Origin of the sequence: Dermabacter sp. HSID17554 (assembly GCF_003989295.1) — a bacterium.
GTDB classification, from domain to species: Bacteria; Actinomycetota; Actinomycetes; order Actinomycetales; family Dermabacteraceae; genus Dermabacter; species Dermabacter vaginalis.
In genome coordinates, this window is sequence record NZ_RBLW01000003.1 from 463,354 (window position 1) to 485,680 (window position 22,327).

At 64.2% G+C, this 22,327-nt stretch carries 19 protein-coding genes; 7 read left to right on the forward strand and 12 right to left on the reverse strand.

Annotated elements, in window-relative coordinates; all coding sequences use genetic code 11:
• Positions 1-32: 32 nt before the first annotated feature.
• Entirely contained in the window at positions 33-3,002 is a 2,970-nt protein-coding gene (locus D8M36_RS07790) for a multicopper oxidase domain-containing protein (RefSeq protein WP_126847967.1), read from the forward strand.
• Between the two features lie 83 nt (positions 3,003-3,085).
• Positions 3,086-3,646, forward strand: coding sequence for a flavodoxin domain-containing protein (locus D8M36_RS07795; RefSeq protein WP_126847969.1), 561 nt, complete (start codon positions 3,086-3,088; stop codon positions 3,644-3,646).
• Between the two features lie 104 nt (positions 3,647-3,750).
• On the opposite strand, the gene pntB is transcribed toward D8M36_RS07795, so the two are convergent.
• The 4 genes from pntB to D8M36_RS07815 form a co-directional block, all read right to left on the reverse strand.
• Positions 3,751-5,196, reverse strand: a complete 1,446-nt coding sequence (pntB, locus tag D8M36_RS07800; RefSeq protein WP_126847970.1) for a Re/Si-specific NAD(P)(+) transhydrogenase subunit beta — start codon at positions 5,194-5,196, stop codon at positions 3,751-3,753.
• 3 nt (positions 5,197-5,199) lie between these two features.
• Positions 5,200-6,741: a Re/Si-specific NAD(P)(+) transhydrogenase subunit alpha gene (locus tag D8M36_RS07805; RefSeq protein ID WP_126847972.1), complete on the reverse strand. Its 1,542-nt coding sequence runs from the start codon at positions 6,739-6,741 to the stop codon at positions 5,200-5,202.
• Positions 6,742-6,901: 160 nt separating this feature from the next.
• Positions 6,902-9,646 (reverse strand): DNA helicase PcrA, encoded by a 2,745-nt coding sequence (gene pcrA / locus D8M36_RS07810; RefSeq protein WP_126847974.1) that lies wholly within the window; start codon positions 9,644-9,646, stop codon positions 6,902-6,904.
• A gap of 94 nt (positions 9,647-9,740) precedes the next feature.
• A complete protein-coding gene (locus D8M36_RS07815; RefSeq protein ID WP_074297829.1) occupies positions 9,741-10,079 on the reverse strand; it encodes a hypothetical protein in 339 nt (112 codons plus the stop codon).
• A gap of 50 nt (positions 10,080-10,129) precedes the next feature.
• On the opposite strand from D8M36_RS07815, the gene D8M36_RS07820 reads away from it, so the two are divergent.
• On the forward strand, positions 10,130-11,233 hold the full coding sequence (locus tag D8M36_RS07820) for a lysylphosphatidylglycerol synthase transmembrane domain-containing protein (RefSeq protein ID WP_126847976.1): 1,104 nt from the start codon (positions 10,130-10,132) through the stop codon (positions 11,231-11,233).
• Here D8M36_RS07820 and D8M36_RS07825 read toward each other — a convergent pair.
• Complete coding sequence (locus tag D8M36_RS07825) at positions 11,230-12,225, reverse strand: alpha/beta hydrolase (protein WP_161970232.1); 996 nt, start codon at positions 12,223-12,225, stop codon at positions 11,230-11,232. The two genes, D8M36_RS07820 and D8M36_RS07825, sit on opposite strands and share 4 nt — an antisense overlap.
• Before the next feature lie 213 nt (positions 12,226-12,438).
• Between D8M36_RS07825 and D8M36_RS07830 the strand changes: the two genes are divergently transcribed.
• A complete protein-coding gene (locus D8M36_RS07830; protein WP_065248675.1) occupies positions 12,439-12,642 on the forward strand; it encodes a DUF3073 domain-containing protein in 204 nt (67 codons plus the stop codon).
• A gap of 237 nt (positions 12,643-12,879) precedes the next feature.
• Here the strand turns inward: D8M36_RS07830 and purM are convergent, their stop codons facing one another.
• The 6 genes from purM to D8M36_RS07860 all read right to left on the reverse strand — a co-directional run bounded on the left by purM (position 12,880) and on the right by D8M36_RS07860 (position 18,277).
• Positions 12,880-14,004: a phosphoribosylformylglycinamidine cyclo-ligase gene (purM, locus tag D8M36_RS07835; protein WP_126847980.1), complete on the reverse strand. Its 1,125-nt coding sequence runs from the start codon at positions 14,002-14,004 to the stop codon at positions 12,880-12,882.
• Positions 14,001-15,476: an amidophosphoribosyltransferase gene (gene purF / locus D8M36_RS07840; protein ID WP_126847981.1), complete on the reverse strand. Its 1,476-nt coding sequence runs from the start codon at positions 15,474-15,476 to the stop codon at positions 14,001-14,003. Before purF ends, purM begins: the two co-directional genes overlap by 4 nt.
• A 198-nt stretch (positions 15,477-15,674) precedes the next feature.
• Positions 15,675-15,998: a hypothetical protein gene (locus D8M36_RS07845; RefSeq protein WP_126847983.1), complete on the reverse strand. Its 324-nt coding sequence runs from the start codon at positions 15,996-15,998 to the stop codon at positions 15,675-15,677.
• A gap of 6 nt (positions 15,999-16,004) precedes the next feature.
• Positions 16,005-16,430 carry a sterol carrier family protein gene (locus D8M36_RS07850; protein WP_126847985.1) on the reverse strand — a complete coding sequence of 142 codons (426 nt, stop codon included), beginning with the start codon at positions 16,428-16,430 and terminating at the stop codon, positions 16,005-16,007.
• Positions 16,417-17,748, reverse strand: coding sequence for an adenylosuccinate synthase (locus D8M36_RS07855; protein ID WP_126847987.1), 1,332 nt, complete (start codon positions 17,746-17,748; stop codon positions 16,417-16,419). The genes D8M36_RS07850 and D8M36_RS07855 overlap by 14 nt, the downstream gene beginning before the upstream one ends.
• A gap of 79 nt (positions 17,749-17,827) precedes the next feature.
• Complete coding sequence (locus D8M36_RS07860) at positions 17,828-18,277, reverse strand: DUF3151 domain-containing protein (RefSeq protein WP_126847989.1); 450 nt, start codon at positions 18,275-18,277, stop codon at positions 17,828-17,830.
• A gap of 87 nt (positions 18,278-18,364) precedes the next feature.
• Here D8M36_RS07860 and D8M36_RS07865 point away from each other — a divergent pair, with 87 nt between their 5' ends.
• From D8M36_RS07865 to D8M36_RS07875, 3 genes are read left to right on the forward strand one after another with little or no spacing between them, the layout of a single operon-like run.
• A complete protein-coding gene (locus tag D8M36_RS07865; RefSeq protein ID WP_126847991.1) occupies positions 18,365-20,188 on the forward strand; it encodes a phosphotransferase in 1,824 nt (607 codons plus the stop codon).
• On the forward strand, positions 20,188-20,637 hold the full coding sequence (dtd, locus tag D8M36_RS07870) for a D-aminoacyl-tRNA deacylase (protein ID WP_126847992.1): 450 nt from the start codon (positions 20,188-20,190) through the stop codon (positions 20,635-20,637). Before D8M36_RS07865 ends, dtd begins: the two co-directional genes overlap by 1 nt.
• Positions 20,638-20,646: 9 nt before the next feature.
• Positions 20,647-21,387: a phosphoglyceromutase gene (locus tag D8M36_RS07875; protein ID WP_126847994.1), complete on the forward strand. Its 741-nt coding sequence runs from the start codon at positions 20,647-20,649 to the stop codon at positions 21,385-21,387.
• A 281-nt stretch (positions 21,388-21,668) separates the two neighbouring features.
• Here the strand turns inward: D8M36_RS07875 and D8M36_RS07880 are convergent.
• Positions 21,669-22,327, reverse strand: a 659-nt coding sequence (locus D8M36_RS07880) for an LPXTG cell wall anchor domain-containing protein (RefSeq protein ID WP_126847996.1), incomplete at its 5' end; no start/stop codon positions are given.

The window sequence follows — 22,327 nt, forward strand, 5'->3', positions numbered from 1 at the left end:
CGTTCGTCGTCCCCCAGCGCGAAAGGCCGCACGTGCACTCGAGAGATGCTCGCCCCGAAGGTTTCACCCGTCGAAGCTGGCATAGGAAGGCCTCGAAACCCGTCTCCTACTGGATGATCGCGCTCGTCATCGCCGTCGCAGCGCACCCGCTCATCCCGCAGTTCCGGTGGCTTCTTGTGCACATGGTGACCCTCGGCCTCGTCACCACGTCGATCATGGTGTGGGGTCAGCATTTCACGGAGGCTCTTCTCAAGACCCGCCTTGGTGAGGAAACTCGGCCGAAGCAAGTGGCGCGCATTTGGGCTCTCACCGCCTCGATCATCCTCACGATGGCGGGCATGCTCGCGAATCTCCCGCTCCTCACGGTGTTGGGCGCCATCGGCGTGAGCGCCATGATCCTGTGGTACGCCTTCGCTCTTGGTGCGCAGCTCAAGGCGGCCCTCGCCCCACGCTTCGCGTTCGTGGTGCGGGCGTATCTCATTGCCGCGTGCCTCCTCCCCTTCGGCGCAGCGCTCGGCGCGATCCTCGCCTTCTCCCCCGGCGAGCCGTGGCAAGGGCGCCTGCTTCTCGCGCATCAGGTCGTGAATATTCTTGGCTTCGTGGGCGTCACGGTCTCGGCAACGCTGCTCACGCTGTGGCCCACGGTGCTGCGCACGAAGCTCGATACCACGAAGGCCACGCGAGCCTCGCGCTTCCTTATCGTCATGGTGATTGGCACGCTCATCGCGATGCTCGGTGCTCTCGTGGACAATGTTCTCGTGGGGCTCGCGGGTCTCACCCTCTACATTCTCGGTCAGGTCGTCATCGGCCTGCTCCTCGTGGCGCTCGCGCGGCAATCATCCCGTCAGATGCACCGCGAGCCACGTGCCCTGTTCCCCGTTCTCTCGATCGGTGCGGGCGCACTCTGGTTCCTCGGCACGTGCGTGGCGCTGTGGGGGCTGTGGTTCAGCTCGATCGGCAGTTCCGACGGTTCCCCGGTCACCTCGCCCCTCAACTTTTCGCTCACCGCGGCACGCCTTCATGACCTGAGCGTCCCCTTCGTCGCGGGTTTCCTTCTCCAAGTGCTCCTCGGCGCGATGAGTTACCTTTTGCCGGCCTCGATGGGTGGAGGCCCGCGTGCTCTCAAGGCGGGCCTCGCCGTCATGAGCCGCTGGGCAGTTTTCCGCGTCGTTGCGCTCAATCTCGCGCTTGGCATGTTTGCGTTCGCGAGCATCACGGGCACGGTTGGCGAGGCACTCTTTGGTGCTCTCACGTTCGGCACGTTCGCACCGAGCCAATTCGGCTCGGTCACGCGGGTTCTGGTTTCCGCGGTGGCGTTTCTCGTGCTCGCCTCTTTCATCGTCCTCATGCTCCGCATGGTCAAGGTGAATCTGCGCGAGCGCCTCGAATTCACCGAACGTTCGGCGCAGCTCGGAATGCCCGGCATAGGTGCTCCCGCACACCCGCAGCAGTCGGCGACGAGCGGCTCAACCCCGGCTGCCACTGCCTCCGGCGTGAGCTCCACTCCCGCTCTGGCGCATGAAGGTGAGGCTCGCCGTGAGCCGGCAACACTCGGCCGCCGCCACCTGACGAGCGCCCTCGCGGGCATGGGAACGGTGTTCTCGCTCGCCGCGGTCGGGCGTGCCTTCGACGGCACGCTCGCGGGCGCGGCCGCCGTCGGAATCCCCTCCCAAGGCGCCGGCTCCGAGCACGGTGCAGGCCCGGCCATCGCTCCCACCGGCCGCACGACCCGCGTAAAGGTCGAGGCGAATGCCGACATGCGCTTCGTTCCGAACACGCTCGAGGTGCCCGCGGGCGATCGGCTTGAGATCGAGGTGCACAACGTCGATCCCGCGAACACCCACGATCTCGTTCTCGATACCGGTGCCCACACGGAGCGCCTGCATCCAGGTGACACGGTCGTGCTCGAGGCCGGAGTGGTCACCGCGCCCATCGAGGGGTGGTGCTCGATCGTTGGCCACCGCGCGATGGGCATGACCCTCACCATCACCCCAACCGGGGCACGCACGAGCGGAAGTCACAGCAGTGACGGTGGCGCGGCAGGCGTCGGAACGGATCCCCTTGCCCGAGTCACCGCTGATCTCACCTCCGCACCCGGCTCCTCCCGCACGCGGCGCGATCCGGTGATGCCCGCCGTCCCCTCCCCGGCCACGCCGCAAAAACTCGCCTTCACCGTCACCGAGGAAAACCTCGAGATCGCGCCCGGCATCGCGATGGAGTCGATGGTGTACAACGGCGAGGTGATGGGGCCCGTGATCACCTCCCCCCTTGGCGGAAAAATCGAATTAACCCTCAGCAACAGCGGCGAGATGGGCCATTCGATCGACTTCCACGCGGGCACCGTTGCGCCTAATCGCTACATGCGCACGATCGCGCCCGGGGAGAGCCTCGTATACCCCTTCACCACTGATTACGCGGGCGCGTGGCTTTACCACTGCTCGACCGCGCCCATGACCATGCACCTTTCCGGCGGCATGTATGGAATCCTCATCGTTCCACCGCAGGGACTCGCGCCGGCCGATCGCGAATACGTGCTCGTCCAATCCGAGCACTACCTCGCCCCGGAGGCCAGCACCGGCGAGGATGGAAACCCGGCTCAGGGGCCCGACGGTTGCGCACTTCACGCCATTTCCTCGGAAAAAATCTTCGCCGAACGTCCCGATTTCACCGTGTTCAACGGGCACGCGAACCAGTACGTGCACGAGCCGCTCGAAGCGAAAGTCGGCGAGCGCGTGCGCATCTGGGTACTCGCCGCGGGACCGAGCCGAGGAATTGCCTTCCACGTCGTCGGTACCGTTTTCGACACCGTCTTCAAGGAAGGCGAATACCTGCTGCGGCCCGACAACACCACCGGTGGCGGCGCGCAAGCTCTCGACCTCGGCAGCTGCCAGGGAGGCTTCGTCGAGATGGTGTTCCACGAGGAAGGCACGTACAAGGCCGTCAATCACCAGTTCGTGGACCTCGAACGCGGCGCGCTCGCCCTCATTCACGTGACAGCCTAAGCGCCGGGCACCGGTGGTCCCTGCCCGTGCGCGGCGGTGCGTGGCAGGCTGGAAGTACCGACCACCACCGCGAAGGAGCACCCATGAAAGCCCTCATCCTCAACGCCTCGATCTACGGGCACTCCGGCCGATATGCCGAGATGATCGCGAGCGCCCTCACGGATGCAGGTTGGGACGTGCACACCCTCACCACCAAAGGATTCACCGTCGAGGCGGCAACAACGACACTCGGAGGTGAACCCGACCTCGTCGTGTACGCGGGCGGCAATTATGCGGGCAAGCTCCACGACGTCAAAGCCTTTGTGAACGCCGCCCACGCCTTCACGAACGCACGCCTCGTGCTGCTCTCCGTTGCCTGGGCTGACCCGAGCCGCACCGAGGACGTCGATAAGGTGCATCGCGCGAACCTCCCGAGCGACGTGTATGAGCGCACCGAACGCTTTCACGCGCGCGGCGGCCTCGCCCACTCCAAGGTATCTTTCGCCCACAAGGCTGCCCTCACGGGCGTGCACGCCTTCATGAAGGCGACGCCCGCGAGCAAACGCCACGCGAACGACCAGGAAATGCTCGACACGTGGGGCACGGACACCGACTTCGTGAAGCGCGAGAACATCGAGCCGTTGCTCAAAGCGCTCCTCGGCTGACTCTCCGGGCGCGAGGCTAGCGCCGCCGCACCGACACACACAAAGAAGGCCCCGCGCCCACCCGATACGGGTGCGCGCGGAGCCTCGCGATCACACGCGGAAGGTTACAGCGCCTTCGAAATCGCCTCAACCGACGTCTTCGCATCACCGAGCAGCATGTCCGTGTTCTCGTTGAAGAACAGCGGGTTCTGCACGCCCGCGTAGCCGGCGCCCATCGAACGCTTAAACACGACCACGTGCTTCGCCTCCCACACCTTGAGCACGGGCATACCCGCGATGGGGCTTCCAGGCTCTTCGGCAATCGGGTTCACCGTGTCGTTCGCGCCGATGACGAGCACGACATCGACATCGCCGAAGTCGTCATTCACCTCGTCCATCTCCAGCACGATGTCGTAGGGAACCTTCGCCTCGGCGAGAAGCACATTCATGTGTCCCGGGAGGCGACCCGCAACCGGGTGGATACCAAACGTGACATCCACGCCGTGCTCGCGCAGCTTCTTCGTGAGTTCCGCGACCGGGTATTGCGCCTGCGCCACCGCCATGCCGTAGCCGGGAGTGATCATGACCGTCGAGGCGCCCTTGAGAAGCTCGGCCGTCTCTTCAGGCGTGATCTCGGTGTGCTGCCCGTAATCACGCTCGACGCTGGAGGAGCCACCGTCGGAACCAAACCCGCCGAGAATCACCGAAATGAACGAGCGGTTCATCGCCTTGCACATGATGTAGCTCAGGTACGCACCGGACGAGCCGACGAGCGCACCCGTGATGATGAGCAGGTTGTTGCCGAGCATGAAGCCCGCAGCCGCCGCGGCCCAACCCGAGTAGCTGTTGAGCATCGAGACGACGACCGGCATGTCGCCACCGCCGATCGCCGCCACGAGGTGGAAGCCAAGGAAGAGCGCAAGAATCGTGAGCAGGAGAATCGAGGCCCAGCCGGCAAAGCCCTCGCCGCCGCTCGCCATGAACACGATCGCGAGAACGAGCGAAAGAACGAGAACGCCGAGGTTGATCCAGTTGCGGCCCGGAAGCATGAGCGGCGCGCCCTTGATCTTCGCCGACAGTTTGAGGTACGCCACGATCGAGCCCGTGAACGTCACGGCGCCAATGAAAATACCGAGCGCCACCTCGCCCAGATGGAAGGTCTCCATCGCGGGCGGAATACCGTACGGATGCAGGAAACTATTGAAGCCGATCAGCACCGCCGAAAGGCCCACAAACGAGTGGAGCATGGCGATGAGCTCGGGCATGCCCGTCATCTCCACCTTTTTCGCGAGCGGAATGCCGACGCCAGCACCGATACCCATCGCGAGAATGATCAAGATGAGCGTGACGATTGGGCCATTGAAGTGCTCGGGATCCACCTGCGAGTTCGCGAGCGCACGCGCAATCGTGGCCACAAGCGCAATGGCCATACCGGCCGCACCAAAAATGTTGCCGCGCTTCGCGCTCTTTTGCGCGCTGAGCCCCACGAGCGCGAGGATGAAGAGAATGGCCGCGGCAATGTACGCGAGGGTCGTGAGCCTCAGCGTCCAATCAATCAGCTGCATGTCCATTGATCAGCCCTCCCTCGAAAACATGGAGAGCATGCGGTGCGTGACCGTGAACCCGCCAAAGATATTGATGCTCGCGATCACGATCGCAATGAACGACAGGATCGCCACGGCAATGTTCGCGCTTCCCACCTGCAATATCGCGCCCACGAGAATAATCCCGGAAATTGCATTCGTCTCGCTCATGAGCGGCGTGTGCAGCGAATGCGTGACCGACGTGATCACGTAGTAGCCCACCACGATCGCGAGCATGAGCACCATGTACTGCTCCGCCACCTGGAAGGGGCTCGCGAGCACAAGCGCCACACCGAGGATCCCGCCGATGATCGCCGCGATAGTTCCCGCGTGGGACTTCTTCGCTTCGGGCGCTTCGGCGGGAGCCGGTGCCGCTTCGGGTGCGGGTGCAGGCGCCGCCGACACCTTCACGGGAGGCGGTGGCCACAGCACATCCGCCTGGCCATCGTGCGCGAACGTCACCGTGATGCCACGAACGATCGTGTCCTCGAAATCGAGCATCATCACGCCGTCCTTCTGGGGCGTCACGAGCTTCATGAGGTTCACGATGTTCTGGCCGTACAGCTGGCTTGCCTGGCCGGGGAGCCGGCCCGCGAGGTCGGTGTGGCCCACGATCGTCACGCCATTGTCGGTCTGGTAGACCTCGCTGGGCTTCGTGAGCTCACAGTTGCCGCCATTCGCGGCAGCCATATCCACGATCACCGAGCCGGGCTTCATGTTCTGCACATCCGCGGCCGTGAGGAGCACCGGCGCCTTGCGGCCCGGGATGTTCGCGGTCGTAATGACGATGTCCGCCTCGGCTGACTGCTGCGAATAGAGCTCCGCGGCCGCCTTCGCTTGGTCCGCCGTCATCTCCTTCGCGTAGCCATCCTCCGACTTCTCCGTCTTCGCCGGGATCGCCACGAACTCCGCGCCCATCGACTCGACCTGCTCGGCAGCCTCGGGGCGAAGATCGGTAGCCTTCACGATCGCGCCCATCGAATTGGCCGTGCCAATCGCGGCGAGACCCGCAACGCCAGCACCAATCACGTACACGTTCGCGGGCGGCACCTTGCCGGCCGCCGTCACCTGGCCCGTGAAGAGACGCCCAAAATTGCTTGCGGCCTCGATGACCGCGCGATAGCCGGCGATGTTCGCCATCGAACTGAGCACGTCCATCGATTGCGCACGCGAAATACGCGGCACCGCATCCATCGCGAGCGCCGTGAGTCGATGCTCTTTCAGTTCGTCAATGAGCTCCGGGTTGCGCCCTGGGGCCATGCGGGAAATGAGCACGGCACCGGGAAGCATCTTTTCGCGCGTCTCCCGCGGCGGCGTGTCAAGAGTCGTGACGATATCGGATTGCCACACCTCCTCCCCCACGATCTCGGCGCCAGCTTCGGCGTAGGCGGCATCGAGGTAAGAGGCGCGCTCTCCAGCGCCGCGCTCCACCACGACCTCGTAGCCAAGCTTGAGAAGCTTGCGAACGGTGTCGGGCGTGGCGGCAACGAGCGGCTGATCCTCGAGGGTCTCTCTCGGGATTCCGATTCGCAATGTCACTCCTTAGTGAAAGGTGGCCCATGGGGCGCATGTGGCCTGCTACGAATCTACCCCGTGTGCGCAAGGCGTACGGCCCGAAACTCACGAGGGCCGAGAAAAACTGCGTCTCGAGCCTGAGAGAAGGGTACCCGGGCGGTCGCCGGGCCCTACCCGTTTAGAGCTTCGTGATCGGCGCGTAGCGCACAAGAAGGCGCTTTTTGCCATGAGGATCGCGGAATTGAACCTCGACCTGGAGTTTCTCCCCTACACCGCTTGCGGAGATCACGGTGCCCATACCGAAGCTGTCGTGAGTCACGCGGTCACCGACCTCGAGATTCGGAATCTCGCTCGCCGTTTTCGCCTTCTTGCCCGAGCCGAAGCTCGGCCTCGATACGTCGCGTCGGCCACCGCCCACGCCGAGACCCGTGACGGATGGGCCGCGCTTGCTCGAGCCGCCAAAACCTCGGGAGCGACCGGAGGCGCCCCAACCGTCGGAACCAAAACCGCCACCAAAATCCGCGTACGCGCGCGCATTGCCCGCGCGCGCCACGTGCACGAGAGCCTCGGGGATCTCTTCAAGGAAGCGGGAGGCGGGGAAGAATTGCGGCGAGCCCCACGCTGCACGCACGCTTGCACGCGTGAGGAACAGGCGCTCCCTCGCGCGGGTAATGCCCACGTACGCGAGGCGCCGCTCCTCCTCGAGCTCCTTTGGGTCGGCGAGGGTGCGCTGATGCGGGAAAGTGCCATCCTCCATGCCGGTGAGGAACACGATCGGGAATTCGAGGCCCTTCGCGGTGTGGAGGGTCATGAGGGTGACGAATTGATCCTCGCCCTCGGGGATCTGATCGGAATCGGCAACGAGGGAAACTTTTTCGAGGAACTGATCAACGAGCGAGCCGGTGGAGGCATCGTTTTCTATCCCCGCTTCGTCTTCGAACTCGGACGCCGCGGCCTCGGCAGCGGCGAGATCCGCTTCGAAATCGGCGGCGACGCTCACGAGTTCCGCAAGGTTCTCGAGGCGGGATTCGTCTTGAGGATCGTCGCTACTTTGAAGGGAGGCATAGTAGCCACTCTCGGTCAAGATCGATTCGAGTACCTCGCTTGGCCCCTCTCCCTTTTCCACCTGCTCGCGCCCGCGCGCCATGAGTGCCACGAACTTCTCGATCGCACCGAGGGAACGCGTCGCAATTCCCGGAGCCTCGCTCGCGCGCTCAAGGGCCTCGCCAAAGCTGATGCGCTCCTGGTCAGCAAGAACGGAGACGGCTGCCTCGGCCCGCTCCCCGATACCGCGCTTCGGCGTGTTGAGAATGCGGCGAAGGTTGATCTCATCCGCGGGGTTCGTGAGCACCCGCAGATACGCGATCGCGTCTTTGATTTCCCGTCGCTCGTAGAAGCGCGTGCCACCCACAACCTTGTACGGGAGGCCCACGCGGATGAGCTGATCCTCGAGCGCGCGCGATTGCGCATTCGCGCGGTAAAACACGGCGATGTCCCCGGCCTTCGCACCCCCGTCGATCAACGCGTCGATCTGGCGAGTGATGTAGCGGGCCTCGCCCTGCTCGTCGTCGGCAACATACAGCGTGATCTGCTGGCCATCGCCCTGGTCAGTCCACAGCTTCTTAGGCCGCCTGCCCTGGTTTTCCTTGATAACCGCGTTCGCGGCGCTCAGGATCGTTTGCGTGGAGCGATAATTTTGCTCGAGCACGATTGTGCGGGCGCTCGGGAAGTCCTCTTCGAACTCGATAATGTTGCGGATCGTCGCGCCGCGGAACGCGTAAATCGACTGGTCCGAATCGCCCACGACAGTGAGGTCAGCGCGAGGGTCATCGCCCACGAGCTCGCGCACGAGCCTGTATTGCGCGGTATTCGTGTCCTGATACTCATCCACGAGAACGTGCCGGAACCGACGGCGATACCCTTCGCGAATCGCCGGATTTTCGGCGAGCAGCCGCACGGTCAGCGCGATCAGGTCGTCAAAGTCCACCGCGTTCGCCGTGCGAAGCCGCTCCTGGTACTGCGTGTAGATCTGTGCGATCGTGCGTTCGGCGGGATTCTTCGCGTTCTCTGCCTGGGCCGCGTACTCCTCGGGGGTCACAAGCTCGTTCTTGAGCGAGGAAATCTTCGACTGGAACGCACGCGGCGGATGCTGCTTCGAATCCAGCCCGAGGTCCTTTGCGATGTTCGTGATGAGCCGCTTCGAATCGGCGGAATCGTAGATCGAGAACGTCGACTTGAGCCCCGCGGCCGCGGCATCCCGCCTCAGGATCCGCACGCACGCCGAGTGGAAGGTCGAGACCCACATGTAGCGGGCTGCGGGCCCGATGAGCGCCTCGACCCTTTCCTTCATTTCCGAGGCGGCCTTATTCGTGAAGGTAATCGCGAGAATCTCGCCCGGAAGCGCCTCGCCGCTGCGCAGAAGGTGCGCGATGCGGCGGGTCAGGACGCGGGTCTTACCGGAACCCGCACCGGCCACGATCAAGAGCGGGGAGCCGCGGTGCTCAACGGCGTCGCGCTGAGGCGGATTGAGGCCCTCAACGATCTCCTCGAGTGCCCCCTTGTCACGCCCGCCCCACGCCGCGAAGTTCTCGTGTCGCACGGGCTCGGGCTCTTCGGGAACCGGCTCAAAGCGTGGGCTCGGCTCGTCGCCGTGCGGTTCCGACGCCTCCTTGCCAAACGCCGTTGCCCAATCTTCAGGCGGGGCATCCTCGGAGAAATCCCACTCATCGGGAGGCGGGCAAGCGTCGGACTCCCCTCGCGCACTCCCACTGGCAGCCGAGCGTTCCGCCTCGGCGTCACTCACCGGGCTCCCAACACCCGGACCGCCATCGCTTCCGCCGCCCTTGCCGTTCTTGCCCTTCCCGCTCTCACCGAGCGCATGAAAGGATTCCGGAAGCGGGAAATCATCGAAAAGCGAGGACATTCATGAACCTTCATTAGCTGTGTGGGTCGGGCGGCGAGTAAGACGAGTTGAACCCTACGCCGCTCCGGCCGGGACGATGCGGGCGGTTTGCCAGTTACATGAACACGCCTATGGCGATATTCACGACGATACCCACGGGGATCGCGAACCACACGGGCGCGGGCGTTGCCTCGCGCTTCTTGATCGCGATGAACGCGCACACCGCCACGACAACCGAAAGCACGAGCTTGATACCGATGGCCATGTGGTTGATGGCCATCCCATCGATAATGCCGATCACCGCAGCGATCAAGCCAAACACCGGCGCTGCGGCGGACATATGCGCCATGCCGGGAAGCGGTTGGCGATTCTTCACAGCGGCGATCCACATGCCGAACGCGCCGGCCCAGCAAAGGATGTGCAAGAACACGAAAATCATCATGAGTGTGTACATGCCTCCACTCTACGAAAGGGGTGAGACATTTAAACTCAAGGCCGCCCGCGATGGTCAGCCGCATCACGTCACCGGCACACGGCTTTCTGCGAGAATGGTCCGCGATGAACGACTCCTCGACACCCGCGCCCCTCACCACGCGGCAAAAAATGCGCCATGTGCTTCTCGCCGTGCTCTCCATCGTGATCGCTGCGATCGTGATCGTGTGGCTCATTCCCCGCGCCGTCGACACGTCGTGGGAGCACATTTTCGCGTCATTCGACGGGATCAGCTGGTGGTGGATTCTCTTTCTCATCGCCGTCGCGCTCGTCGTTCTCGCAATCGATTCCGTGGGGTTTGCCGCGTGCTTCCGCGGAGTGAGCCTCAGAGCCGCCGCGGAAACCAACGCTGTCGCGCAAGCGGTCACCGTCGTCGTGCCCATGGGCTCGACCATTTCTCTCGGACTCATCTACGCGCGTCTCAAACGCGCGGGACTCGGCACTAAAAGAATCGCCTCGGGCACGATGCTCGCGTCGATCGCCGACGTTCTCGCACAGATACTCTTGCCGATCCTTGCCGTCGCCCTCGTGGCACTTTCCCCGCTCGACATTCCGCTGTGGGGGCGCGTTGCCCTGCTCATTGCCGCCGCGCTGGCCCTCGGCCTCACGAGTATCGCTCTCGGATTCGTCTCGAGCGAGAAGCTCCTGCGGAAAGTTCTCGAGCGCGTGCAAAAAGTCGTGGATGCCTTTAACGAAGGCTATGGCGGCAAGAACCGTGACCTCGTGGCCCCTGCCCTCGACACGCGCGCGATGGCGGTCGCGGATGCCCACGGTTCTCGCATCATGATCCTCGGCGCCCCCACCCTCGCGCGTCTCGCGCAGGGCCTTGCCTTCATCGCGTGGTGCATGCTCGGCTACGGCTTTGAGATCAGCCCTCTCGTGCTCTTCGGGATTTACGCTCTGAGCCGCCTGCTTTCGCTCATTCCGCTCACGCCGGGCGGCATCGGCGTGATCGACGTGGGCGTGGCGTGGGCGCTCGTGCAATGCGGCGCACCGAGCGCCGCGGCCGTGTCGTGCGCACTCGCCTTCACCTTGAGTCAGGTCCTCACGCCCGCACTCGCCGGAGCGCTCGCCATCCCCATTGGCGTTCGCGACGCCGAAGCCGGAAAGGGCTAGAGCCCGCGGCTGTCCATGAACGCTGCAAGCTCGGAGAAGAACATCCTCCTCGGTGCCTCAAGCGCGAGGGCCATATCGTGCGTCGCGCCCGGAATTCGCGCGATCGTGAGGTCCTTCCCCGCGTTGTGGGCGTTCGTCACCTGGTGCTCAACGTTCAAGATCGCATCGCTCGTGTAGGCGCGGCGCGTGAACACCGGCCCGAGCGCCGATCGCGTTGAGGCGGTCATGAAGATCGGCTCGTGAATATCGAGCCCGCGCGCAAGCTGAGATTGGGCGCGCGCCACAGCCGCAAGCGTGCAGGCCGGCATCGGGAACGACTCGAACGGTTTATACGGCACATGCCAATCCCACTGCCCGCCAAAATCCGCGTGAAGTGTACGGGCATAAAAATCAGGCATCCCCGGCACAACCGTGTGCAGCGGGCGCACGCGTGCGAGCATCTCAAGCTCGGGCAGCAGTACGCGCCTCACCAAGGGCCCGCCGTGCAACTCAAGCCACGGGGAATTCAGCAGCAGGGCCGACGCTTGCCCGGGGTGCCTTGCCGCCCACGTCACCGCGGTAAGGCCGCCCGTCGAATGTGCATAGATCACCGGTTTTTTCGGGTCGAGACCGCGCCCTCGCACATCGGCACTCGCCATCTCGCTCGTGCCGCCGATTTCCTCCTCGTAGTCGGCAAGATCACCGATTGCGGTGGCCACATCACCATCGCGGAGCGAACGGCCATTGCGACGCAGGTCGATCGCCCAGAAATCGTACCCGCGATCATTGAAGAAGCGGGCGACGTGCGGGTGGAAGAAGTAATCGGACCAGCCGTGGAGATAGAGCGCGATCGCCCCCGTCGCGAGGTCTTCCGGGGCGCGACGTGCGATCGTCGTGAAGCCGCACGGCCCGAAAGAGTCCTCGCCAAGGTCGTGGTGGGCGATCTCGAAGCCGTCGCTGAGAAGCGCCGAGTCATCAATGGGCGGGTACGTACGGTCATGGCGGGCAGGCATCGCTGAGGGCTTCTTTCGTTGGTTCTCGCACTCGAGGCGCATCTCTGCGCTCGTCTTTCCGCCCGTCGCACTGGGCCTTCTGAGGTGTGACGTGATCCCGCACGGGCGTGCCTCTACTTTAAGTCCCAGGCGCCGCAGTGTAACCTAGAGTCCGAAACTTACTCTCCAGGGGCGAAAATCGCCCGCATGTTCGACGCACAGGGGGTCGTACCTATGGGTCGTGGCCGTCAGAAAGCCAAGCAGGCCAAGATTGCTCGGGACCTCAAGTACTACAGCCCGCCTACTGATCTCAATGCGCTCCAGCGCGAATTGAGCGGGAAAAAGAACGAGTCCGCGTCGTGGGACGAAGACGACCGCTACGAAGACAAGTGGGCGAGCGAATACGACGATTGGGACGACGAGGACGAGGAGTCCTAACCCGCCCTTCTCTTTTGTAGATTGACGCCGCTACACGAACATCATTCGCGTGAATGACCGCCGTGCAGTGGCGTCAATTTTTTGATGCCGAGGGGAGGCGAGAGGGAACGACGAGCGGGCGATCCGCGCCACCCCACCCGCCCCAACTGGATTGCATAGGGTTTGTGGGGGTTTCACGAACGCGCCAAACCCCCACAACGTCTATGCAATTCGGGGATCGGGGTTCTTTCGGTTGTTTCAGGCTGTCACGAGCACGGGGCCGCCGTGAGCCCCCTTCGCCCCCTGCACGAGCACGTCATTCTCACTACGCGGCTTCGGCAACGTTTCGCGCCGGGCAACCTCGCCGATCACCCGCGAGCGCACGCCCTCGGCTTCGAAGAGTCGCACGATCTCATCCGCACTCTCGGCACTCGCCACCGCGACCATGCCGAGCCCCATGTTGAGAGTCGCTTCGAGATCCGCGAGCGGCACACTCCCCCACTCGCCAATCATGTGGAACACCGCGCCCGGCTCCCACGAGGCACGACTCACGCGCGCGCCGCACTCGGTGGGGATCACGCGGGCAAGGTTGGCAGCAAGCCCGCCGCCCGTCACGTGCGAGAGCGCGTGGAGTTTTCCGACGCCTGCCTGCGCGAGCACGCGCAAAATCTGCGCGCTGTAGATGTGGGTCGGGGTGAGGAGCTCCTCGCCGAGGGTCTTCCCGAACTCCTCGATGTGCTGTTCGAGGCTCAGCCCGGCGTGGTCGACAACAGCGCGTACGAGGGAATAGCCATTGGAGTGGAGCCCGCTCGAGTCCATGCCGATGAGCACGTCGCCAGCGCCTACGCGCTCGGCGCCGAGCATGCGGGAGGCCTCGACGACGCCGACGGCGGCACCTGCCACGTCGTAGTCGTGCTCACCCATCAGACCGGGGTGTTCAGCGGTTTCGCCACCCACGAGCGCCGTTTCTGCGAGGACGCAGCCTTCGGCGATGCCGCGCACGATGTCGGCAATCCGCTCCGGGTGCACCTTGCCGCACGCGATGTAGTCGGTCATGGCGAGGGGCTTCGCGCCGCTCACGACGATGTCGTCCACGACCATTGCCACGAGGTCCTGCCCGATTGTGTCGTGGATGTCGAGGGCCTGCGCGATCGCGATCTTCGTGCCTACGCCGTCGGTGCTCGAGGCGAGCAGGGGACGCTCATAGTTCTTGAGCTCGCTCACGTCGATGAGGCCCGCGAAGCCGCCCACGCCATCAACGACGCTCGTGCCGTGGGTCTTTTTCACGGCAGCTTTCATGAGTTCGACGGCGCGGTCGCCTGCGTCGGTATCGACTCCGGCGGCGGCGTAGGTGAGGCCTTGGTCTTCGCGTGCGTCAGTCATTTCTGAACCTCCTTGTCGGCCATGCCCAGCAGTTCGCGGCCTTCGGAATCGGGGGCGGGCAGAGGGATCGGGTATTCACCCGTGAAGCATGCGGAGCACAGTTCGCGTGGCACCTGGCGCGTGGCGCGCACCATGCCGTCGAAGCTGATGTATCCGAGGGAGTCAGCGCCGATCGAGCGGCAGATTTCTTCCGTATCGAGACCGTTGGCAATGAGCTGGGCTCGATCGGCGAAGTCGATGCCGTAATAGCAGGGCCATTTGACAGGCGGCGAGCTGATGCGCACGTGCACCTCGCTCGCACCGGCCTCGCGCAGCATCCGCACAACGGCCCGTTGCGTGTTGCCGCGCACGATCGAATCGTCGATCACCACGAGCCGTTTGCCCTCGATGACCTCGCGCAGCGGGTTGAGCTTGAGGCGAATACCGAGCTGACGCAGCGTTTGCGTGGGCTGAATGAAGGTGCGGCCCACGTACGCGTTTTTCACCATGCCCTGGCCGTAAGGAATACCGGATTCTTGCGCGTAGCCGATCGCGGCGGGCGTTCCCGATTCGGGCGTGGGAATCACGAGGTCGGCTTCAACGGGATGTTCGCGCGCGAGTTCACGGCCCATCTCGATGCGGGATTCGTTGACGCTTCGCCCGTTGAGGTTCGTGTCGGGGCGGGCGAGGTACACGTATTCGAATACGCAGCTCTTGCGCGCGGGTTCACATACTTGCTCGCAACGCAGCCCGTCCTCGTCGATCGCAATGAGCTCACCCGGGGCGACCTCGCGCACGAAACTCGCGCCGCAGATGTCGAGCGCGGCGGTTTCGGAGGCCACCACCCACCCGTTTGACAGCCTGCCGAGTACGAGCGGGCGGATACCCTGCGGATCCCGTGCCGCGTACAGGGTTTTTTCGTTCATGAGCACGAAGCAGTAGGCGCCTCGGATGCGGCCCATGAGGTCTTTGATGTTGTCCTCGAGGCTGCCTTCGTGGTTGAGCAGCGCCGTCACGATCGCCGTGTCGGTCGTGTTGCCCTGTTTAAGTTCGCCAATCTTCGAGTCGCCGTGGCGTTCATGGAGAAGTTCGAGCAGCTCGAGTGTGTTCACGAGGTTGCCGTTATGGGCCAGGGCGATCGTACCGTCGGGGCGCGGGCCAAGCGTTGGCTGAGCGTTCACCCAGTGGCTCGCGCCCGTCGTCGAGTAGCGCGTGTGGCCCACGGCCATGTGTCCCTGGAGGGTTTTGAGGTTGCCTTCGTCGAACACTTGGGACACGAGGCCCATGTCCTTATATACGAGGATTTGCTCGCCGTTCGAGGTCGCGATGCCTGCGGATTCTTGCCCGCGGTGTTGAAGCGCGTACAGCCCAAAGTAGGTGAGTGTGGCAACGTCTTCCCCTGGCGCGAACACGCCAAAAACGCCGCACTCGTCCTGCGGGCGGCGATCGTCGGGAAGGAGGTCGTGAGTGAGTCGTCCGTTCGCGGGTAGCACCAACCCAGTCTAATACGGCTCACGCCTCACGTGAATTGCAGAGGGGTTGTGGGGGTTTTGCCACAAAGTTGCCACGAGGTTGCCACGAAGCTGCCAGGAGGCTGCCACCAGGCCCGACCAATTGCATAGAAGTTGCGGGGGTTTGATCCGCTCCCGAAACCCCCACAACCCCTATGGAATCCAGGTAGGTTCGCTATTTCATTTCGCGCGAGCGCGCTCGAGCACCCAATCGATGATCACAGCAACGAGGGCGAGGCCCACTCCCACAAAAAGTACGCCGTAAAGCGCCGCAATCACGAGCGGCGCAAATTCGAATACGCCCCTGAGCATCCCCCACACGAGCCCCGAGACCGCGCCGATCACGAGGGCAAGAACAACCCATCCGCCAAGGTTCATGCGGCGCTCGCGGCGCACGAAAAGAGCGGTGGGCTGAGGCAATTCGGGGCACTCGGGCGAATCAGAGCCCTGGGGAGCGTCGACGACTTCGCTTTTCTCGTGCTCTTCGGGCGTGTTCTCGCTCATCACGTGTTAGTTCTCCTCGGTCGTAGTAGAGCGTCCGGAGCTTTCTCCAGCGGCGATTCTCCTAGCGATCGGCACGGGCAGGATTTCGGACAGGTCGCTACGCTCGCCCGAGGCACTCACGCCGCCACCTTTCGCGCGGCCCTCCGCCCAGGTCAGCTCGCCGGTCGCGAGGCGCATCCAGGTCGCGGCATTCATCTCGACGACCGCGGGCGGCGTGCCGCGCGTGTGGCTTGTGCCTTCGATGATTTGCACGGCGCCAAACGGTGGTACTCGCACTTCAACGGCACCGCCGGGGTAGTCCTCGGCGAGCACCTGGAGGGTGAAGCGCACCGCGAGCGCGAGGGTTGCCCGCGGCGTGTTTTCGCGGCTCTCGCACCAGGCACGGATCGCGGCCACGCCGTCGGAAATCGAGATCGCTTTACGCGCCGGCACCGTCGGACTCCTCCCCCGCGAGGCGTGCCTCGCCGGGAATGAGCGAGTGCACCGCGATCGTGTCCTCGCGGTCTGGGCCCACGCCGATCGCGGAAATGCGGCACCCTGCGAGTTCCTCGAGCCGGCGCACGTAGTTTTGCGCCTCGATCGGTAGCTCCTCAAACGTGCGGGCCTTCGAGATGTCCTCACTCCAGCCGGGCATCGTTTCGTACACCGGTTTGGCGTGGTGGAACTCGGTTTGCGTCATGGGCATGTCGCGGTGGAGTTCACCGTCGATCTCGTACGCGGTGCAGATCGGCACCTCGTCGAGGCCCGTGAGGATGTCAAGCTTCGTGAGCACGAGGTCGGTGAAGCCGTTGATGCGCACGGCGTGGCGAATCATGAGGGCGTCGTACCAACCGCAGCGGCGCGGACGTCCCGTGTTCACGCCCACCTCGTGGCCCTTTTGCTGGAGGTACTCGCCCCACTTGTCAAACAGCTCGGTGGGGAACGGCCCCGCACCTACGCGGGTCGTGTAGGCCTTGACGATGCCGATCGCGCGGTCGATGCGCGTGGGGCCAATGCCCGAGCCCGTGCACGCGCCACCCGCGGTGGGGTTCGAGCTCGTCACGAACGGGTAGGTGCCGTGGTCCACATCGAGGTAGGTGGCCTGGCCGCCTTCCATCAGCACGAGTTCACCGCGGTCGAGCGCGGTATTGAGCATCTCGGTCGTGTCCACGACCATGGGGCGGATCCGCTCGGCGTACTGGAGAAGGCCTGCCACGATCTCCTCTACCTCTACGGCCCGACGGTTGTAGAGCTTCACGAGCACACCGTTCTTCTGGCGAAGCGAGCCCTCAACCTTTTGGCGAAGGATCGACTCATCGAAGAGGTCCTGCACGCGGATACCGAGGCGGCCCACTTTGTCCATGTAGGCGGGGCCGATGCCGCGGCCGGTCGTGCCGATCGCGCGCTTGCCGAGGAATCGCTCGGTGACGCGGTCCATCGTCTGGTGGAAGGGGGCGACGATGTGCGCATTCGCGGAGATGCGCAGGTGCGAGGTGTCAACGCCGCGTGATTCGAGGGCGTCGATTTCCTCAAAGAGCGCATCGAGGTTCACGACCACGCCGTTGCCGATCACGGGTGTGGCGTTCGGGGAGAGAATCCCGGCAGGAAGGAGCTTGAGCTCGAACTTTTCGCCGTGGACGACGACCGTGTGGCCCGCGTTGTTGCCGCCGTTGGGCTTGACGACGTAATCGACGCGGTCGCCGAGAAGGTCGGTTGCCTTTCCCTTTCCTTCATCGCCCCACTGGGCTCCAACGATCACGATCGCGGGCATGACATCTCCTTCGGCGCGTCATCCTGGCGCGCGGTAGCGAAACAGCAAAGGCCTATTTTACGCGGGACGAGCGCGGAGGTTAAGGGGCGAGGGTTGTGGCGTCGCTCAGGCTCGGGTCTGATTCGGCGATGAAGTCTTTGAGTCGCTCTACCTCGCCCGTCTCGCCGATGGCCTCGGCGGCGCGCACGAGGTGGAGGAGGCACAGGAGGAAGCCGCGGTTGGGTTCGTGCGAGGCGGGAACCGCGCCCTGGCCTCGCCAGCCGGCGCGACGCAGTGCGTCGAGACCGCGATGGTAGCCGACTCGTGCAAACGCGTAGGCTTCGATCACATCGCCGTCAGCACTCGCTTCTTCTGCAAGGAGTGCCCACGCGAGCGGTGAGGTGGGGTGATCGGCAGCGATCTTCTTCGGGTCGTCGCCGTCGCGCTCGCGTACGGGACGATCGATTTCGTCGGGAAGATGTGTGGGCTCGGGGCCAAGGAGGTTGCCGCCAAGCTCGGGGCGGGGGCGTGAAGTCGTGTTGTCGCTCATACCTCCACCCTACAAAGAGCGCGTGTCACACACCCTGCACGCCTCGCCCTTCAGAAGGGCTCCGCCGTCACCTGCAACAATGGGGGCATGACTGAGACCCTTGACGGTTCCGAGCTTCTCACGGGGCCCCAGGCCGGAGGTGTGCTCGAGGCAGCCGTCACGAACGCTGGTGGCGAACTCGTTGAATGGACACTCGACCACGTCGATCACCGGCCCTCGCGCTCCACGAAAGCCATGTTCCGCACAAAGGTGCGCTGGGTAGAGATCGACGGCCCCGAGGCAGAGCCGCGCGACGAGCTGTTCGGCGTGAGCGCTCATATCGGCGAGCAAGAAAAGAACGTGCTCGCCCCCGAGCAGTCGCTCGTGATGACCGACGGCGACATGAACGTGCGCGTGTGGCGTTACCCGCACGACCCGTGGCTGCCGATGCTCCCGCAGGTGTGCTACCCGGACGTTCTCCATGAAACTCTCGCGCAGCTTGGAGTGGCAACGGGGTATGCGGAAGGCACGCCCGTACCCGTGGAAGTCGTGAGCTATCGTCCCGGTCGCCGCGCCGTGCTCAAGGCCACCCTTGCCGACCGCAATGTGTTCCTCAAGGTATTCCAGCCGCACACGACCGCGGGGGTCGTGAATCTCCACCACACACTGCTCGACGCGGGTGTGCCCGTTCCCGCTGTCCTTGGCACGACCGATGGTCTCGTTGTCCTCGCCGAGCTTCCCGGCACGGTGCTCGCGAAGGCCGTGATCGACGACGGTGCGCAGGCGTGCCACGCCGCGGATCTGGTCGCGATGCTCGATCGCCTGCCCGCTTCCCTCATGAACCAGCCCGTACGACCGCCCTGGACCGATTCCGCCGAGTTCTACGCGGGCGTGGTCGCCTCGAGCCTCCCCTCGCTCAAAGACCGCCTCGACGTGCTCGTGTACCGCATCGAACTCGGCCTCGCCGACGTTGAACGACGCATTGGACTCGAACCCACCGAGGTTGTCCACGGCGATTTTTACGAGGCGCAAGTGTTCGTGGACAATTCCCGCGTCGTTGGCGTGCTCGACATCGATGGTGTGGGTCCGGGCCGCCGCGCCGACGACCTCGCGTGCTTGTGCGCCCACCTCTCGGTGCTCGGCGACTACGCCAACCAAGGCCGGCTACCCCTCGATATTCACGAGCGCGTCGCCGAAGCAATCCGCACGTGGTACCCCATTTTCGCGGGCCGTGTGGACCCGCAAGAGCTCGCGTTGCGCGCCGCCGGCGTGGTGCTCTCCCTCGCCACCGGCCCGCATCGCCAGCAGGAAAACGACTGGGAACGCGCCACGGAGGCGATGGTGCGCGTAGCCGAAACATGGGTGCAGGTCGCCGAATATGGTCCGCATTACGTGGGGCCCATGCCGGGTGGGCTCATTTCCGGTTCCGACGCCACCTCGCCCCGCGACGCTGCTCAGGTTCACGAAGAGCAGCAGGGGCCCGAGATGGCCGACACGCGAGAAACCGTGAGCGAGTTCGAGCCTCCACAGGCTACCGAGCGCTCCCCCATCGTGGTGCCGTCGATCCCGAGCGCCGACACGTCGTTCGCGCACGGCGCCGCTCACTTTGAGCAAGATCCCACGATTCCACTACCGCCCATTCCCGAGCTTTCCGATCACCAGATGGAGATCGCCCTCGATGGCGCGAACGAACACTCTCACGAGCACTTCGGCCGTGCCGGAATCTCGATGTCGCCGCCCACTCCCGTGTATGCGCCGGGCATGCGAAGAAGCCCCCACGTGCGCCCGGCGCGCCACACGATGATGGAATCGATGGCGGCGGCGCAACCGTCGGATCCGCGCCCGCGCAATACTCACCGCGCCGATACGGCGGAGCCCGCACCCGAGAGGGCCACCTCCCCATCTCAGGACCCCGAGGAAGGAGTGCGCTGATGCGCGCAATTGTGCAAAAGGTGACCGGAGCGAGGGTGGAGATCCTCGATGATTCTTCCGCGACACCACGCCGCACGGGCGGCGAGTTTGAAGGTGAAGGGCTCGTGGTGCTGCTCGGCATCACGCACGAGGATGGCGACTCGGCCGTGGAAACCATGGCTCGCAAGATCTGCGAGTTGCGCATTCTCGACGACGAAAAATCCGCGCTCGAGAAGAACGCGCCCGTGATGATCATTTCCCAGTTCACGCTTTATGCGGACGTGCGCAAGGGCCGCCGCCCGAGTTGGAACAAAGCTGCTCCCGGCCCCGTCGCCGAACCGCTTGTCCAGCACGTCATTGACAAGGTGCGCGAGCGCGGCCTCACCGTGTACGAAGGCGAATTCGGCGCGCACATGCAGCTGAGTTTCACGAACGATGGTCCCATGACGATACTCATCGAGACCGAGTAGGGTGGAGACATGACGTACACACTGGTACTGCTCCGCCACGGCGAGAGCGAATGGAATCAAAAAAATCTCTTCACCGGTTGGGTTGACGTGCCCCTTTCTGACAAGGGCCGCGGCGAAGCCACCCACGGCGGTGAACTCATCAAGGAATCGGGCATCCTCCCGGATGTCGTGCACACGTCGCTTCTGCGCCGCGCGATCATGACCGCGAACCTTGCGCTTGATGCCGCTGATCGCCACTGGATTCCGGTGAAGCGCGACTGGCGCCTCAACGAGCGCCACTACGGCGCGCTCCAGGGCCTCGACAAGGCGGAGACCCGCGACAAGTACGGCGACGAGCAGTTCATGCTGTGGCGCCGCTCGTTCGACGTTCCGCCGCCTGCTATTGAGTCGGGTAGCGAGTTCAGCCAGGACGACGATCCCCGCTACGAGGGCACCGAAGTGCCGAAGGCCGAGTGCCTCAAGGACGTCATCGCGCGCTTCCTCCCCTACTGGGAAGAGGGCATCAAGCCTGACCTCGCCGCCGGTAAGACCGTTCTCGTGGCCGCGCACGGCAACTCGCTGCGCGCGCTCGTGAAGTATCTCGACGACATCTCGGACGAGGACATCGTTGGCCTGAACATCCCGACCGGCCAGCCTCTCGTGTACGAGCTCGACGAGAACTTCAAGCCCGTGACGAAGGGCGGCCGCTACCTCGATGAGGAAGCCGCGCGCAAGGCCGCCGAGGCCGTCGCCAACCAGGGAAAAAAATAGACTCCCGAATTCCATAGGGGTTGTGGGGGTTTCGGGCTCGCGCCCGCCCCGTAATCGCTCGGGTTCCGACGGTTCCCCCACAACCAGCGCCCCGGAGATCCACACGGATCTCCGGGGCTTTCCCTTTAATTCCGGTTGCTCCCCGGCTTCTCCTCCTCCCCCAGATTGCATAGGGGTTGTGGGGGTTTGACCGACGGCGTCCGGGTATAAAGAGTGGCCCCCGCTCCCGAAGGAGCAAGGGCCACTCTCAGCTATATGAGGGTGCCGCTACGGGCAGATCCTCACTTCTCGTTCTTGCGGCGACGCGTCACGAGCGCCACACCACCGGCGATGAGCGAAGCAGCAGCAGCCATGAGGCCACCGGTCTCCGCACCGGTACGCGGAAGGTGCCCGTTGTTGCTGTGCGACGGCTTAGCGGGAACCACCTTCACCGGCTCCTGCTTGCCGCCCGCGGGCGCCTCCGGGCCATTGTGGGTCGTCGGATCGGTGCCCTGAGCGATTTCCTTGCCATCGTGCACGTCGTCACCATCGGTGTCGGCGCTGTTCGGATCCGTGGGGCGGTTGCCGAACTTGTCGTTCTTGGCCCCCGAAACCTCGTCACCGTCGTTGATGCCGTCACCGTCGGTGTCAGCCTTCGTCGGATCGGTCGGTTTGTTGCCGAAGTCCTTGTTCTTCTCACCCGAGACCTCGTCACCGTCGTTGAGGCCGTCACCATCGGTATCAGCCTTGTTCGGATCCGTGCCAAGCTCCTTCTCCTTGGCATCGGTCAGGCCATCACCATCGGTATCAGCCTTGTTCGGGTCGGTGCCGTTGGTGATCTCGTCACCATCGTTCACACCGTCACCATCGGTGTCAGCCTTCTTCGGATCAGTCGGGTCACCCTTACCGTCACCGTCGAAGTCCTTGTTCTTCTCACCCGAGACCTCGTCACCGTCATTGA

Excerpts from the sequence above, each read along its gene's own strand:
- D8M36_RS07795 (WP_126847969.1), top strand. The coding sequence starts at position 3,086 with ATGAAAGCCCTCATCCTCAACGCCTCGATCTACGGGCACTCCGGCCGA.
- pntB (WP_126847970.1), bottom strand. The coding sequence starts at position 5,196 with ATGGACATGCAGCTGATTGATTGGACGCTGAGGCTCACGACCCTCGCG.
- pcrA (WP_126847974.1), bottom strand. The coding sequence starts at position 9,646 with ATGTCCTCGCTTTTCGATGATTTCCCGCTTCCGGAATCCTTTCATGCG.
- D8M36_RS07815 (WP_074297829.1), bottom strand. The coding sequence starts at position 10,079 with ATGTACACACTCATGATGATTTTCGTGTTCTTGCACATCCTTTGCTGG.
- D8M36_RS07820 (WP_126847976.1), top strand. The coding sequence starts at position 10,130 with ATGGTCAGCCGCATCACGTCACCGGCACACGGCTTTCTGCGAGAATGG.
- D8M36_RS07825 (WP_161970232.1), bottom strand. The coding sequence starts at position 12,225 with ATGCCTGCCCGCCATGACCGTACGTACCCGCCCATTGATGACTCGGCG.
- D8M36_RS07830 (WP_065248675.1), top strand. The coding sequence starts at position 12,439 with ATGGGTCGTGGCCGTCAGAAAGCCAAGCAGGCCAAGATTGCTCGGGAC.
- purM (WP_126847980.1), bottom strand. The coding sequence starts at position 14,004 with ATGACTGACGCACGCGAAGACCAAGGCCTCACCTACGCCGCCGCCGGA.
- D8M36_RS07845 (WP_126847983.1), bottom strand. The coding sequence starts at position 15,998 with ATGAGCGAGAACACGCCCGAAGAGCACGAGAAAAGCGAAGTCGTCGAC.
- D8M36_RS07855 (WP_126847987.1), bottom strand. The coding sequence starts at position 17,748 with ATGCCCGCGATCGTGATCGTTGGAGCCCAGTGGGGCGATGAAGGAAAG.
- D8M36_RS07860 (WP_126847989.1), bottom strand. The coding sequence starts at position 18,277 with ATGAGCGACAACACGACTTCACGCCCCCGCCCCGAGCTTGGCGGCAAC.
- D8M36_RS07865 (WP_126847991.1), top strand. The coding sequence starts at position 18,365 with ATGACTGAGACCCTTGACGGTTCCGAGCTTCTCACGGGGCCCCAGGCC.
- dtd (WP_126847992.1), top strand. The coding sequence starts at position 20,188 with ATGCGCGCAATTGTGCAAAAGGTGACCGGAGCGAGGGTGGAGATCCTC.
- D8M36_RS07875 (WP_126847994.1), top strand. The coding sequence starts at position 20,647 with ATGACGTACACACTGGTACTGCTCCGCCACGGCGAGAGCGAATGGAAT.